The sequence below is a fragment of the Cohnella endophytica genome, assembly GCF_003628305.1.
Classification (GTDB): domain Bacteria; phylum Bacillota; class Bacilli; order Paenibacillales; family Paenibacillaceae; genus Cohnella; species Cohnella endophytica.
In genome coordinates, this window is record NZ_RBZM01000005.1 from 740,371 (window position 1) to 756,740 (window position 16,370).

The following is a 16,370-nucleotide window of genomic DNA, read 5'->3' on the forward strand; positions in this document are numbered from 1 at the left end:
CTTAATGTTTAACCATTGAATGGGTTAGCATAAAACCATATTTTTGAGAGGGGTATTAGTATGTTGAAAAGAAAGAAATTTATCGTGTTCACAGTATTCGTTTTATGCATGACGCTAATTATTTCGGGTTGTTCCAAAAATAACACCGCTAAAGAGCAACAAAGTACAGCAAGCCAAACCGCTAGCGAATCCTCTACGGCGGCAACAAGCGAAGTCTTTCAACTTGGAAGCGAGCCCTTGGATTTAACGTTTTACGGAAATTATGATTGGATGACTGTCGATCCCTGGGGTATCGATCCAGGAACGCAATGGATCAAGGAAAATATGAAAGTCAATATTACCCCAATACAATCGGGAGGGGCAGCTGAACAAAAGTTTAGCACGATGGTTGCTTCCGATAACTATCCGAATATTATGTTATTGGAGCGCGGTTCGAACATAGAGAAGCTTCGTCAGGCAGGTAAGTTATTTGCCTTAGACGATTATTTGGACAAATACCCGAATTTAAAGAAATATGCTGGAGAAGCGACTCTTAATATGTTGCGTTCACCTGACGGTAAATTGTATCAATTCCCGAACTGGTACACGAATAAGCCAACGGGTAACGCGGGTTATGCCATCAACACAAAAATATACAAAAGCCTTGGATCGCCTAAGTTAGAAACTTTCGACGATTTGTATGATTACTTAAAACTAGTGAAAGAAAAATATCCGAAGGTCGTTCCGCTTGAAGTCGATGATAAGGCTAGAGGTTTGGAAATGATGATGTCGGGATTTGGCGTATTGCCTAACAATATCTACATCCGCGCTTTTCAAGATGGCAATCAGATGACGGATATGTTCAAAAATCCGGTGTATAAGCAATTTTTGACTTTCGGCAGCAAACTGTTCCGCGAAAAATTAATTACGCAGGACGCCTTAACTCAGACGTCTGATCAAGTTAAAGAAAAACTGAATTCAGGCCGCGTCGCTGTTTTTGCTGGCACGGATATGGTCGAATACATTAGAGATGCACGAATCAAGATTAGATCGGTTGACCCGGAAGCGGATTACCAAGCCATTTGGCCGCTTCATGCGGAAGGGGTCAATCGGGATCAAGTGTTTACGAGCGCTTATAATACCCTTGGTTGGAACGTCAACGTTATCACAACATCGACTAAAGATCCTGAAAAAGCATTCGCGCTTATGGATTGGCTGACAGGCCCTGACGGACAAAGGACACTGTGGTGGGGACCTCAAGGAACATATTACGATGACACAACGGCAGATGGCGCACCGATCATGAACGATAAATGGAATTCGACTTCTGAAGAAGAGAAAAACAAGCAAAAACTGGGGACTTGGGATTACTGGGGGAACACCGGATATGTTGATCCTGCCAAAGGAGCAATCAATAACAGTATGCCGGAAGAGAAAAAAGACTGGATGACTACGGTACTGAATGATGTTGTATGGAAAACATCCGCTGATATAACGCAATTCGTCAATCTTACTCCCGACCCAACTTCCGAGGAAGGTCAAGTTATTCAGGCAGTGAATGATTTGTACGAACAATACTTCGGTAAAATTATTTATGCGAAAAGCGATGCCGAAGTCGGGAATTTGTTGGACGATGCAAGTCAAGCGGCCAGTAAAGTCGGTTACGATAAGTACTTAAAATTTGTCACGGACAAGTGGCAAGAAAACGTGACGAAAATGAAACAATAATTTTTCCTGAAATAATTGTTACTGGAGGTACAGAACGAGGTGATATTCTACTCGTCCTGTACCTTTGCGTACTTGATGTTATCCTTGTTTGCGTTGGTATGACGGAAAAATCGTGCTATAGTCAGATTAAAGAAGATTGTATGCGTTTTCATTCGTAAAGTATAGAAGAAGGGAGATCATAATGTATAACGTACTTCTAGTTGACGATGAAATTCTGGATTTAGAAGGATTAGAACGGTTTACCCCCTGGAATAAATTAAATATGAACGTTGTTGCTATGGCAAATAGCGGGTTTGAAGCTTTGCGTATTCTTGACAAACAATCTATCGATTTACTTATTACTGACATACGGATGCCGATCATGTCCGGCATAGAATTAGGAAGGCAAGCGTTTGAAATTCAGCCTAATATAAAGATTATTTTTATTAGCGGTTATGAAGATTTCAATTCGGCCAAGCAGGCCATTTCTCTTAATGCCCTCGGCTATATCTTAAAGCCGGTTGATGACAAGGAAGTCTTTCATGTACTAGAGGAGGCCAAGCATAGCTTGGATACGTCTTTACATCAGAGAAAGATTTCCGATGCCTTAGAACAGTCCATGCCGTTTATGTGGAACGAATTGTTTCAAAAATGGCTGGAAGGGGCCGACCTATCCCCGCCGCTCATCGAAATGTTCAAAAGCTCGGGAATTCTAAAAGGAAGCGGACTTTATAGTATCGTTATTTTTGAGTTGGACGATATTTTATGGAAAATGGGTAATTATTCGGATGAAGAACGGAAAAATAAAATCGATCAAGAATGCCATCGACTTCAATCCTTGTGCCGTGAAGAAGGCATGATTTATTTTTGCAGAATTGATGATCATCGGATTGCCTCTTTAATGCATGCAAAGGATATGAGGCTTCGTTTAGATCGGATTATATTAAAGATGAGGCAAGGATTTTTAACCGTTACGGCAGCCGTGGGTGCTGAAGTGGAAGTGGAAAGCATACCCACTTCCTATCCAATCACTAAAAGTATGTTGTCTTATAAATTTTTTTACGGAAAAGACAGAATTATAGAACAATCCGATACATGCGATCAATTAGATGCCATCCAAATTAATCTAGACTACATGCTGCAAATCATGTTTACGGCCATGTCAAACTATGAGTTGGTGAAAATAGATGATTGCATTGAGGATTTTTTCGATCATATCCGTAGTTTGGGAAAGAAGCTGTCCGTTTATCACGTAGTGGTTCATATCATTACGAAACTAGATTCATTCCTCGTAACGATGAATGAAAATATACAAAGCATACTCGGAATCGAACCTATTAAATTGGATGTTATTTATCATTTCGAAACAATAAAGGAGCTTAAATCTTGGTTTCGGAGAAGTGTTTTTGAAATATCGGAAGTGCTGCACCGAAAAAAAATGAAAAAAAACAATAAAATCGTGGCTCAAATTATCCATTTTATTGAAGGGAAAATCAATCGAGATTTCACCCTCCGAGATGTCGCGAATCATCTTTCATTTTCTCCCAACTATTTGGGGCGAATTTTCCGCGATGAAACCGGCGAGAACTTCAGTGATTTCGTTATTCGCAAAAGACTTGAGAAGGCCCAGGAATTGCTTGGGAATCCGAAGCTCAAAATATACGAGGTTGCCGATCTTGTGGGTTACAAGCAATTAACCTATTTCAGCCGACAATTCAGAGAAGCTTTTGGTATGACGCCGGGCGACTTTCGAAGGAAAAGTTGAGGTTATCTAGATGAAGCGCATATTATCCAATCGTTTCATTCCTTTAAAGTATAAATTGATGGCCTCCTATTTTGTATTTAGTCTTCTTCCGGTTATCGTCGTAGGATCTATTTCTTATAACGCTTCCGTGAAGGCGATTCAACAACAAACGGAAAATAATTTACAAGGTACGCTGATTCAAATTCGTGAAAATATCGTCTATAAACAGGAAGACGTTAAGAGGTTATCGGAGCAGTTATATAAAGATTACAATTTGCAAATAAAATTGCTACGACTCAAAGAGGGGTGGTCGAGTTACGAGACGACTACGAACTACTTGATTCCAACACTAGAGAGTATTATGAAGATGAACCGGTATAATGTTTTGTTGGAGGTTTATATTTCCAATGAGGCCATACCTGAAGTTTACGGCAATCGAGATCCGGATATCGATCATGTCAACGATCCTAATCGTTTTGACTTGCTTCACTTCAGCAGGTTGGATAACACGCTTTGGTATAAGAATCTCCAGATCCCCGTCACCACATTCGGATACGATTATGTCTGGGAGCAGGTGGATACGGATGCCCGTTTTAACCAATTTTCGTTGATCCGGCGATGGATAGATTTCAATAGCGGCAAGAATATCGGTCTATTTCGCACGGTCGTAAATATCTCGGATTTACTCGATGTCGTCGATCATAATAAAATCGGTGCGGAGAGCTCATTGTTTGTTTATGATGATAGCGGAAAGCAGCTCAAATATTCCAGCAATTCTTCAGGAAACAGCGGTGACGGCGTAACCTTGAGGAGTTTGAAGAATATAGCAAAGAACGATCAATATTTACGATTGGAGGAAGAGATTCCGGACTTGAATTGGAAATTAGTGGCGCTTATACCCAATTCGATTTTGTTGGAAAAATCTAAAATCGTCAAACAAATCACGATAATCGTATGCCTAATAAGCGCATCGCTGCTTTTCGTAATGGGCATTTTCATTTCACGCTATTTTTCCAGCCGTGTAAATCGAATTGTTAAATCCATGAACGCCGTAAGGTCCGGAGATTTTAACCAACGAATCGAATTTCATTCAAAGGATGAATTCGCCCAAATCGCAAATGCATTTAATCGAATGGGTAAAGATATCGACCGGCTTATTGAAGAAGTGTACGTGGCCAATCTTCAAAAAAAAGAGGCCGAATTGGAAGCACTTCAATCCCAAATCAACCCGCACTTTCTATACAATACGCTATCTTCGATTAGTCGACTGGCCCAATTTGGCGAGATGGATAAGCTGCACCAAATGGTTATGGGCCTAGCAAAATTTTATAGGTTAACTCTAAACGAAGGAAGAACAATTATTAACGTGAGTAATGAACTGGAGCAAGTACAGACTTACATGGAGATTCAGAAAATCAAATATCGCGAGAGATTAGAAGTCATATACGATTTTGAGCCCGAAGTTCATAAATATACGACAATAAAGCTTATTTTGCAGCCGTTCGTGGAAAATGTACTCATTCATGCGTGGTATGGCGATCATATTGGGATAAAAGTTGCTGCTAATCGAGAAAATGGCATGATTGTATTCAGAATTATCGATAACGGGGTCGGGATAGACAAAAATACGCTTGATCAAATCACTAACCGGAATGGTGTTCAGGTAGGTTACGGCATTCGGAATGTTGATGAGAGGATCAAACTTCAATACGGTGGAAATTACGGAGTTACGTTGTACAGTCGCCCTGGTATAGGAACGACAGTACAAATTACGATTCCGGAGATCGCTACTGGATTGGAATCAAAATTTATTGTTTAGTTTACGTTATACGAATCCGCATTTCGCTAATCAAACGCCAAATGCGGATTCGCTACCTTATGTGCCCGTCAGCTAGTTAATGTTGCCATACACGGACGTAGTCTACCTTCATCGTATTCGGTATAACCGTAGGGCCGCCATAAGGCGTTCCGACAGCGTAGTCTAAAATTAGATACATCGGAGTCGAAGTGATTCCCGAAGTCAGCGTGCCCACGAGAACTCCATCATAATAGTATTTAACAATACCCGGTTCCCAGTCGGCGCCAAACGTATGCCAGCCGGTATAATCGCCGGAAACGCTTGCTCCTGGATTACCGGATGAAGAGATGAAATGATAAGCTGCTTGACCTCCTAGCCCTTCCATAATGTCCATTTCCCCATCAGTTGGCCAGTTTTGTCCGTCCGCCCAAAATGCAGGCCAGTTTGCGATGACTCCCGTACTGGAAGCCGGTAAGTAGATTCGGGCTTCAAAAGCACCATAAGTAAATTGTTTATGTCCATTAGTATTAATCAATCCGGAACGATAGGGATAAGTTGTGCCACTTATCGTAACGGGGCTAGAAATAGCGGACAAAGATAATGATCCGCTTCCAACACTAACACGTGCTGGATCGAATGCGGCTAGCTCATAACTATTGACCGGAGGAGTAATTTGTCCGGTTGCTCCAAACCAATTGGAATTCCATATCGCCGAATCCAAAGTGGTTCCATTAAAATCATCTGAAAAAACCAAATTCCAGCTCCCTGATATGCCTGTTGGCATTGGCGTTGAATCGGGTGCTGTGACGGAGAAATCATCCCCATACCCGTATCCCGCAGTGCCTTTCCACAGAAAGATTTCTGCGGAAGTATTGCTTGCCCCTGTTGTAAATGAAATGGTTTGTTGCGTATAGCTGGTGTTGCTTGTCGAATAGGCGATTTGACTGCCACCATAATTTTTTACCCCGATTGAGACGTTACCGCTTGCTACCTTAAACCAGCCAGTCAAAGTGTACGTCGTATTCGGACTCAATCCGCTTATGGTCTGGCTAAAGGAGCTGTTGCCTCCAGTACCTTCAACTCTAGCGCTATAAGTGCCGGTATGCGCGTTATTATTAACGACCGTGTAGATACCAGCACCAGTCCAAGGCGATATACTGCCCGTTTCAAACCCGGGATTACCAATCAGATTTGTGCTTGCTGATGCAATTTTAGGTATTGATATTGTACTTAATAAAGCTAAAACGGTCAGTGTGCTTAGCAAGTACTTAATCGTTTTTCTCATGGTCTAATAACCTCCTCGAATTTTGTTTTGCTAATCTTCGGAACGTTTCCTCTCAATTAGCCTATTCTGGGCAAGCGCACCTCTCTTCCTCTAATATATGAAAAATCATTTGAACAAATGGAGAATATCACAGATCATTAAATCAAAATACGCGACTTATCAACGAGATTTGGTAATTTGCAATCCATTTGTTTCGCGGATGAAAGGAATGTATATTCGTTGATACGACGAGTTAGAAAGATGGAATATACAGAGAACGGAAGTATTAATTTTGATTGAAAAATATCATCTTTTGTTGTTTAATGCAGTTCTTTAATTTAAGTGTAAATGCTACCATGTGCTTAAGATTTAAGTTACGTACGGACTTAAATCTTAAGGTAATAACCGCGATAATCAAAACCATTCTATATGATCCCTTAATTATATGATTTGAGGGGGCAGGAGGTTAAATGTCTGTGAATAAATCGTATAAACAATTAATTTGCGTAATACTCATGTTTGTTTTACTGGCATCTTCAGTTTATATGCCTGTATATGCCTCGGGAAGCACTAATCTAGTAGTTAATCCTGGGTTTGAAACCGGTAGTTTATCGCCTTGGACTGGTGCTGGCACATTTGCAGTAGTTAATAACAATGCATTATCTGGTGCTTATAGCGCAAGAATCGAGGGTACTGGAGGCAATAGTTCCTTCATTCAAACCATCTACGGATTACGTCCAAATACAACCTACATAATAACCGGATGGTACAAAGTGGAAAGTGGCAGCGTCTCTATCGGAGTTATAAATTATGGAGGCGATCAAATCGCTTATTCCACAAGCAGTACCAGCTATGAAAAGGAAACATTCACTTTTACTACTGGAGCAAGTAATACTTCCGCACAAATCTTTTTGTGGAAAGGGGATGCGGGTTATGGGTATGGGGACAACTTTTCTGTCACCAGTTCGGATTCAGAAACTGGTTCTGAACCGGGAACTATCCCGGATCCAGATGCACCTAAGCCGATAGGTATGCCTGGTAACTGGGACCTCGTCTTTGCAGATGAGTTTGAAGGGAATAGCTTAGATAATAACACGTGGAACCCAAGCTGGTACGGCGCGCCCGGAGAAGTAAGCCTTCCAGTCAACAGTTATGAGTTTGCTGCATACGATCCGGCGCAGGTCAGTGTTGAAAGCGGTTACGTATCTTTGACCGCCATCTCTAATCCCGCTACTATTAACGGTACTACCTATCCCTACCGTACTGGTATGATTCATAGTAACGGAAAAAAGCAATTTACTTATGGTGCCTTTGAAGCCAGAATTTATTCACCTGCTGCAAGTGAAGGTGTCATGGCGAATTGGCCTGCATTTTGGACTGATGGACAAAACTGGCCAACTGATGGGGAAATGGACATTATGGAAGGGCTAGGAGGTCAAGCGGCTTATCATTTCATCTCTGAATCCGGAAATCCAGGTTTTAGCGTCCCAGGTGATTATACCGGCTGGCATACATTTGCTGCAGATTGGGAGCCTGGCATTGTTAACTATTACTATGATGGAGTTCTCGTGGGTACGCTGACTTCGGGTATCACTTCGTCTCCGATGTATCTGATTCTAACCTACGCAGTTGGTATTCCTTATGGAGGTCCTGTAGTTATCCCGAGTACTATGAAAGTAGATTATGTTCGTGTATGGCAACATACACCTTCACCAGGCTTTACATCAGGAGTTGCTCAAATAGAAGTTCAGCCTGATCATACTGCATCCATTGATATTGTGCGTGCAGATGACGTGAAGAATGAGTCGGGAACCTTCGAGCTCGACTTGCCGGACGGCTGGTCTGTGGCATCCGGTCAAAGCTTTACAGCAAACAGCAGCAAAGACACCATCACACTGAATGTTCCGAAAAGTTACAATAAATTCAAAGATGTCATTCGTATTACGCCGGTTGTAGGTGAGACACGGTATCCAACTATGGAAATTAAATCGACAACACTAGGTCTTTATACAACTGAAGTCTATCCAACATTAAACAATGCAACTGACGGATACCTCATCAATTTTAAATTCAACAATACTTCGTTCAGTGCGTTTAACAATCTCAGTGTAAAAGTCCAAGGGCCTAACGATTGGTCACAAATAAAAACAATTTCCAAGGTCGACTCTAAAGGATCCAGAGTTGTAAGTTTTCCGGTTCCAACGCTTGACAAGTATAACCTGCATGATTATATCTTTACTTTGCAGTTATCTGATGACTACTCCGTTACCCTAACACGACCGATAAACGCTTTGATTGCGGTGAAAGCTAAGAAGCCGATCACGATTGACAGTTCCATCGATTCTGTTAATTGGGAAGATGCCGCTTCTTTCGTTCTGGATCAGCAATCACAGACATCCGGCGAGTGGACTGGTCCGGATGATTTAAGTGCGAAGGGTAAAGTGAAATGGGATGATGACTATCTCTATTTGGCTATTGATGTAAAAGATGATATCCATTCTATGGTTAAAAACAATAATTTAGATAGATGGGATGGGGACAGTGTACAGATTGCAATAGATCCGGCCCGTGCGGCTGGACCTGTTACTGGAGGACCGCATCTGGGGTTTACAGCAGCTTTGAATTCCATTACAGGTGCGTACGGTGTTTCCGTTGACCGATCCGGCTATCCAGAGCTACATCTTAGTAATGGTCAGCTGTTATCACAGAGTCAGGTTGTTGTGAAGCGGGATGAAACAAGCAAAACAACAGCGTATCGAATTGCCTTTGCATGGTCGGAGATTATGCCGGCTGCCTACAGAGATGCGAAGGACATCGGTATCGCAGTTGTTGTGAATGACAGCGATGGGTCTGCAAGAAAAGGCTGGATTAAATATATGGACGGCATTGCTAGCGGTAAAGATCCAGCGCAGTTCGGCGATTTGCTTCTTACCGAGACGACTAGCCACGAGCAACCGAGTCAAGGAACATCACCGGTTGGTGGAAACCCGCCACTTGACGGTGGAAAGGTGACCGTCACAGCAGATATGATCGTCGTGGCTGACGGAAAAACCAAGATTGAGCTCCCGATCTCCTCCTATATTGTAGATCTTCCGGCTAGCCTCCTTAATTTGCAAACCAGTCAGATGCTGGAACTTAGAAAGGATAATTTGTCGCTCGGTATTCCAGCTGCCGTATTGAATCAGCTTCTTGGGAAGCTCACGACGGAGCAGCTTGCGAACAGCCAAATTCAGTTGCGTATGGAACCGCTTGGAGACACGGAAGCACGTGAAGCGATATCCCGAAGCGAAGCGGCTTCCCATGCTGCAATCCGTCTTTCCGGCGATGTGTACAATTTTGAACTGTCAATTCTGACGCCGGATGGCACAAGCACGGTCGTCTCGACCTTCGATCAGCCGTTGACGCTTCGCCTTAAAGCCGATGCGGATATCGATAGGGGTCTGGGAGGCATCTATTTCGTAGCCGACAACGGTACAATTTCGTATATCGATGGCGTCTACCGAGATGGATATTTTGAAGCGAGCATCAGCCACTTCAGCAAATATGCGATTCTTGAAGTGAATAGAACCTTTACCGACTTACTACCCTCGCATTGGGCCAATCGGACGGTAAAGGAGCTTGCTGCCAAACAAATCGTGGATGGAACAAGCGCGACGACTTTCGAGCCGGACCGAAAGATTACGCGGGCGGAGTTCGCTGCGCTGTTGGTTAACGCGTTGAAATTGACGAAGCCTGCCGAGCACCGTTTCGACGATGTGGCGCCGACCGCCTGGTATGCAGGACCAGTGTCGATCGCATATGGCGCCGGGATTGTGAGCGGCAAAAGCTCGGAAGCGTTCGATCCGAGCGGATCGCTCACACGCGAAGAAATGGCGACGATGCTGGTCAAAGCTTACCATGTTAAGTATGGCGCAAAGGAGATCGCGGGCGGCAAGACGTTTGCGGACGCCGACCGGATCTCCGGTTGGGCGGAACTTTATGTCCATGAAGCCGCTGATCTTCAACTGCTGCAGGGGCGCGGCAACGGACTATTCGTACCCAAAAGCTTGACGACGAGAGCCGAAGCGGCACAAGCGATCTACAACCTCATTTAACAGGCGTTAATAAACATCATTCTTAGAATGGTCAGACTGTTAGAAACCTCTCTTTAATAAGATAACAGCTACCCCAGAACAATCGCCCTCTACTTGGCATTCATAGCCAGGTGGAGGGCGATCTTCTTCATGTTCGGTTTAAATGATCGAGTCGTGGACATTGCCCGGCGATTATTACGGGACGGATATCCTCTGTATTCGATTCGGCTGTCAAGCTTCTCGGTCCGCGTCCGCATGACGGCCAAACGTTTCATAACGTATATTTTCCGATGTTGTATTAGCGTTAATAGAATTGTCCCATTCGGCGATACTCGCGTGGAGACATGCCTTCCCATCTGCGGAAGGTACGGCTGAAATAATGAATATCGTCATAGCCGACAGTCTGTCCGATCTGTTCGACCGTTCGGTCCGATTGTCTTAGCAACCGCTTCGCTTCGCGATGTCGGATGGATTGCACGAATTTATTCAGCGATATGTTGAATACGTTTTTGAATTGCTTGCCGAGATAATCCTCATGAAGGTTCATTAGCTTTGCCAGCGTCTGGTTCGAGCAATCCTGACTATAATGTCCCTCGATCCAGTCGATAACCGGTTGGAGGCGCTCGCGTGCCGATGCGATCCGGAAGGATTCCATCGTACGCGAGCGTAACAATTGAATCAGAATATCGATCATCATCCCTTTACATACGGCTTCATAACCAGGTTTCCCGGACTCGAACTCCCCAATCACGCGCTCCATGCTCCGCACGATCTCAGGTGAAGGTACGAAGATAGGATGCGTGCTATACCGTTCTTGACCGCTGATAACCGCTTCGCGACAAAATTCAGCCTGATCTGCATCCGGATGCTTAACGATAATATCCTGGTCCGCGACAATATCGAATTCATCGAAGAAATCGAAATGAATACCGAGAAACAATGCGCGATTGGAGCCGATTGCAAGCCGATGCGACACGCCAGCGCCGATGAATAAGAGCTCGCCGGTAGAAAGCGCGTATTCCTCCTCTCCCAGGTAGGCGGTGATATGGCCTTCCTGAACGTACAGCAATTCGAAGTCATAGATCCGGCGCAGCGGGTATTCGCTTAATTTTACCGTCTGATGCAGTTGCGCCCAGTGGACGCTCGGTGACAGATCGACGAATGTCGAAGGTTGTGGGATCGGAAATTTCACATCGGAAAAATCCACATTTTCCACTCCAATATGAAAATCATTTTCCTGAAAAATATACTATCATAGGGATAATCATTGAACAAGGAGTGGAGAAGATGATCGGAAAAGATCAAGTCGTAAACGAGTTGAATGCCGAGTATACATTATCGAATGTGCAGCTTAATCAGTACGAGCGGGACGGACATATTCTGCTTCGGGAGCTGGCATCGCCAACGCTTATCGAGCGCTTTCGCCCGTTGATTGTTGAAGAAGTGCAACGATTGAATGGGGAGAAACGGCCGCTTGAAGAGCGGGACACTTACGGGAAGGCATTCCTGCAAATCCAGAATTTGTGGGAGAAAAGCGAAGCGGTCAGGCCGTTCGTCTTTGCCCGTCGATTCGCCCAGGTTGCCGCTCGTTTGATGGGGGTATCGGGAGTTCGCATGTACCACGACCAGGCACTGTTCAAAGAACCGGGCGGCGGGTACACACCATGGCATCAGGACCAGATCTACTGGCCTGTGGATACAGACAAAACGATTACGCTGTGGATGCCGTTGGTCGACATCCCGTCGGAGGTCGGTTCGATGACTTTCGTTTCAGGCTCTTATCATCACGGGTATATTAGCAAGCTTGAGATTTCCGATCAGTCGCACAAGACGCTCAAGGAATACATTGAAGCGGAAGGGTTGCCGCAAGTCGAATATGGAGCCATGGCCGCGGGTGATGGAACGTTCCATGCGGGATGGACGCTTCATTGCGCGCCAGGCAATCCGACTCCGAACACCAGAGAGGTAATGACCGTCATCTATGTCGCCGATGGGACGACGGTTCTTGAGCCGGATACGAATGCGCGAAAGCGGGATCTGGCGAATTGGATGCCCGGGTTGAATGGCGGCGACGTCATCGACAGTCCGTTGAATCCATTGATGTACGCAAGCGACCAAGAATAAAACCCAGGAAGCCTACTTCGGTATGGCTTCTTTTTTTTGAAAAAGAAACAGACCTCCAACCCACTTATAAAGTGTGGATGGAGGTCTGTTTTATTCCTTTTATTTTGTTGCCAGCCAAGCATCGATTTGTTTCTGTTTCTCGGCAATGATCTTGTCGAGGCCAGCTTGCTTCATACGTGTAATGAACTTAGGAAGGAATATTTCGGGATCCACTGTTCCCGTTGCAATGCTAGGCAACAGTTCGTCTCTCACGTTCGCAACCGCGGCGATTTCCGTTTTGACAGGCTCGGCGTCGAAATTAAAACCAAGGATTTTGCTCGGTACGCCAGAATCGTTATACTCTTTGAACAAATCCCATTTCTTAGTGTTCTGACCTACCAAGAAGTGATTCAAGAATTGGTTTCCGAACTCCCAGAAGGCATTAGGGAAATAGCCGGAATTTTGTCCGGTTAAACCGGGTGCGAAATCAATTACGTTATCGACATCCGTTTTCACGAAATGCGTGCCTTCAACGCCGTAGTTAAGGATATTGTTAACGATCGGATCCATATTTACGAGTTCAAGGAACATTAAGGCGCGTTCAGGATTTTTGGATGAGGCTACTACTGCATTCATTGAACCTTGCGTGTCATTGGATGTGATAAACGGTGTCGTAATCGAGAACTGTTCAAGCTCGTAACCGTAAGATGCGCCAATTTCCTCATTAGCAAGCGGCTTTGTCGTTCCGCCGATTAAGAAAACTTTCTTTCCTTTTCTATCCGCAGTCGCATCTTTAACGATTGTAGCATCTTTACGAATATATCCCGCTTTGTAGTACTTGTGCATCGTATTAAATATCGCTTTATATTCAGGCGTTTCGTACTCGTCAACTACGATGGTATCCTTGTTCTTGTACAGCATTCCAGGTATATTCTGATCGCCTACAGGATCAAAGTCCAGGAATGTCATAGCAAAGTTCATGTTATAAACCCCACCTAATGGAGAAACATTAGGGTCTTGTGCTTTTACTGCAGCTAAAATGGGTTCGAGATCTTCCAGTGTAGGTATTTTGGTCTGGAATGCCTTCAATTGCTCTTCCAGGCCATACTTCTTGGCAAGCTCCGTACTGTAACCGAAGCCGTTCGTATGAGCGATTTCTTTGCTTGTCGGGATGGCATAGATTTTTCCTGCAACTCTAGCGCCTTCAAAAAGAACCTTAGGTAAGTTCTCCACGGTTTTAGGAGCGTATTTAGGGAGCATATCGGTAATATCCGCGAAATAACCTTTGGCTACGCTTTGCGGGAATTGGCTCCAGCCTGCGGTGAACATAATATCTACATTAGAACCGGACGCGAGCAGAACAGGAAACTTATCCTTCCAGCTTCCCCAATCGACAAAGTTAAGGTGTACGGTTGCGTTGATCTTGTCTTTCAAATAGTCGTTTAATGCTTTTTCAACTAGCTTCGTATCCTTCTGCGGGGCTGCCGGCAAGTACCAGTTTAATTCAACGGGCGCAAGTTTCGCTGGCTCCGGTTCAGTTGCTGTTTCAGTTGCTGCTGCTGTTGTACTTGCTGGTTGACTGGCTGTTTCTTTCGTTTCAGTAGCACTTGTCTTGTTGTTATTGGAACCGCAACCCGTAAGAACCATGCTGAATGCAAATACGGATGTCATGGCCCAAGCTAAAGCCTGCTTCTTAAAGCGCATCGTAATCCCCCTCAAAATATGAAATGTTTATATACTAACCGTTTAGAGCCTGTACACAGCGTCTAAATGGGATTAGCCCTTAATTGCGCCTATCGTCAAACCTTTGACAAAATACTTCTGAAAGAAAGGAAAAGCTAGAATAACGGGGCCAATGGTAACGATACATAATGCCATTCGAGCACTTTGGCCGGGAAGATCGGCTATCGTCATTGCTCCCTGTCCGGATTGCGACGAAATCTGAATTAAATATTCCAACGTAGATTGAACCCGATACAGAAGGAACTGCAAAGGAATTAATTTTTCGTCGGTAATGTACAATAGCGCTGTAAACCAGTCATTCCAGTAATGAAGAGTATTGAATAAGCCAATCGTAGCCAGCGCGGGCGTCGATAGTCTTAGAATAATAGAGAAGAATATTCGCCATTCTCCTGCGCCGTCGATCTTCGCGGCTTCCACGAGAGAGTCGGGTATGCTGGAGGAAAAAAATGTTTTCATAATGATGACATACATTGGCGATACCAGCAAAGGAAAGATCAGAATAAAAAGCGTATCGCTCCAGCCTAAGACATTGGAATAGATCATGAATGTCGGGACGAGTCCGCCATTAAACAGCATTGTAAAAAATACCAAGAAAGAGAAGAAACCTCGATATTTGAATCCCTTTCTCGAAATCACGTAGGCATACAGAGCGATTATGAACACGCTGAGAAAAGTGCCGGCAATCGTAATGAATAAGGAAACGCCGTAGGATCTTATAATTTGTTGCGTGTCTCTAAAAATATATTGATAAGCTTGTAAACTGAATGCCTTCGGAAAAAAGCTGTACCCGTTCGTAGATAACGTGCTTTCGTTCGTAATGGATACCATGAAGATCAGAATCAGAGGTGCAAGGCAAAAGGCTACGAAAATAACAAAGATAAGATGAAAGAGAATGTTCGTCGGCGAGGAGATTTGATTTTGAATATTGGATTTTTTTTTAGCTATCGAAGTCAATGGAAGTTCACCTCTTACGAATGATTAGAACAATACATGATCCTTGTTTATCTTCTTAACAATGAGATTGGAACCAAGAACGAGCACTAAACCTACGACACCCTGATAAAGTCCTACTGCGGTTGACATGCTAGGATCGCCCATGACTCTTAAGGCATTGAACACGTAGGTATCGATGACAAGGGTCACCGGATATAGTGCGCCTGAATTCTGAGTGACTTGAAAGAATAGGCCGAAGTCCGCGAAAAATATTCTCCCAATCGATAATAGAGTTAAGATAATCATTAAAGGCGTTAGCAAAGGAACCGTGATATGAATGGCTTGCTTCCATTTATTGGCTCCATCGATAACGGCTGCTTCGTATAATTCCGTATCGATGCCGGATATTCCGGCGAAATAGATAATGGTGTTAAATCCTAGCGTTTTCCATATGGTGACCAATGGGAGAATATAGAGCCAGTATTTAGGTTCCGAGTACCATTGGATCCCTTCAAACCCAAGCGGCTCGACAATGAATTTATTAATAAATCCGGTATCAACGCTGAAGAAGGCGAAAGCAAGGAAAGAAACGACGACCCATGACATGAATTGGGGTAAAAACATGGCCGTTTGATAAAATTTAGCGAGCTTGCGACTTTTCAACTCATTCAGCATGATAGCAGTCGGAACGGCGGTTACAAGCGTCAGGACAATGAAAAGGCCATTGAATAGAATCGTATTGCGGGTAACGGAAAAGCCATAGGAGGTATTGAGGAAAAACTCGAAATTCTTAAATCCAACCCATTCGCTCGAGAACAGGCTAGTAACAAAGTTTCCGGAGCTCATCTTAAAGTCTTTGAAGGCCAAGATAACACCGAACATGGGAAGATAATTATTGATTATGAGAACGATCAGTACGGGGATTAGCATAATGAATAAGGTCTTATTCTTGTTCAGTTCGTACAAAAAGGACCTTGATTTCGTCCGGTTGCGGAGTCTGAGCATCGTTGGAACTTCCTCTCTCTG

The 16,370-nt window shown here is 44.0% G+C and carries 10 protein-coding genes; 5 read left to right on the top strand and 5 right to left on the bottom strand.

Annotated features, from left to right (window positions below):
• Positions 1 to 60 precede the first annotated feature (60 nt).
• The 3 genes from D7Z26_RS13400 (at position 61) to D7Z26_RS13410 (ending at position 5,249) form a co-directional block, all read left to right on the top strand.
• Positions 61 to 1,707 (top strand): extracellular solute-binding protein, encoded by a 1,647-nt coding sequence (locus D7Z26_RS13400; RefSeq protein WP_120977454.1) that lies wholly within the window; start codon positions 61 to 63, stop codon positions 1,705 to 1,707.
• Positions 1,708 to 1,888: 181 nt separating this feature from the next.
• Positions 1,889 to 3,451, top strand: coding sequence for a response regulator transcription factor (locus tag D7Z26_RS13405; RefSeq protein ID WP_120977455.1), 1,563 nt, complete (start codon positions 1,889 to 1,891; stop codon positions 3,449 to 3,451).
• 10 nt (positions 3,452 to 3,461) lie between these two features.
• Positions 3,462 to 5,249, top strand: a complete 1,788-nt coding sequence (locus D7Z26_RS13410) for a sensor histidine kinase (RefSeq protein ID WP_120977456.1) — start codon at positions 3,462 to 3,464, stop codon at positions 5,247 to 5,249.
• Between the two features lie 76 nt (positions 5,250 to 5,325).
• On the opposite strand, the gene D7Z26_RS13415 is transcribed toward D7Z26_RS13410, so the two are convergent.
• A complete protein-coding gene (locus tag D7Z26_RS13415; protein WP_120977457.1) occupies positions 5,326 to 6,513 on the bottom strand; it encodes a carbohydrate binding domain-containing protein in 1,188 nt (395 codons plus the stop codon).
• A gap of 455 nt (positions 6,514 to 6,968) precedes the next feature.
• Here D7Z26_RS13415 and D7Z26_RS13420 point away from each other — a divergent pair, with 455 nt between their 5' ends.
• A complete protein-coding gene (locus D7Z26_RS13420; RefSeq protein WP_158602294.1) occupies positions 6,969 to 10,586 on the top strand; it encodes an S-layer homology domain-containing protein in 3,618 nt (1,205 codons plus the stop codon).
• A gap of 283 nt (positions 10,587 to 10,869) precedes the next feature.
• Here D7Z26_RS13420 and D7Z26_RS13425 read toward each other — a convergent pair whose 3' ends face one another.
• Entirely contained in the window at positions 10,870 to 11,772 is a 903-nt protein-coding gene (locus D7Z26_RS13425) for a helix-turn-helix transcriptional regulator (RefSeq protein WP_147423855.1), read from the bottom strand.
• An 80-nt stretch (positions 11,773 to 11,852) separates the two neighbouring features.
• Here D7Z26_RS13425 and D7Z26_RS13430 point away from each other — a divergent pair, with 80 nt between their 5' ends.
• Complete coding sequence (locus tag D7Z26_RS13430) at positions 11,853 to 12,689, top strand: phytanoyl-CoA dioxygenase family protein (protein WP_120977460.1); 837 nt, start codon at positions 11,853 to 11,855, stop codon at positions 12,687 to 12,689.
• Positions 12,690 to 12,788: 99 nt separating this feature from the next.
• Here D7Z26_RS13430 and D7Z26_RS13435 read toward each other — a convergent pair whose 3' ends face one another.
• The 3 genes from D7Z26_RS13435 to D7Z26_RS13445 form a co-directional block, all read right to left on the bottom strand.
• The gene (locus D7Z26_RS13435; protein WP_120977461.1) at positions 12,789 to 14,372 is read right to left on the bottom strand and encodes an ABC transporter substrate-binding protein; all 1,584 of its coding nucleotides are present in this window, start codon (positions 14,370 to 14,372) and stop codon (positions 12,789 to 12,791) included.
• A gap of 72 nt (positions 14,373 to 14,444) precedes the next feature.
• On the bottom strand, positions 14,445 to 15,365 hold the full coding sequence (locus tag D7Z26_RS13440; RefSeq protein ID WP_233566857.1) for a carbohydrate ABC transporter permease: 921 nt from the start codon (positions 15,363 to 15,365) through the stop codon (positions 14,445 to 14,447).
• Between the two features lie 24 nt (positions 15,366 to 15,389).
• On the bottom strand, positions 15,390 to 16,349 hold the full coding sequence (locus tag D7Z26_RS13445) for an ABC transporter permease (RefSeq protein ID WP_120977462.1): 960 nt from the start codon (positions 16,347 to 16,349) through the stop codon (positions 15,390 to 15,392).
• Between the last annotated feature and the right edge of the window lie 21 nt (positions 16,350 to 16,370).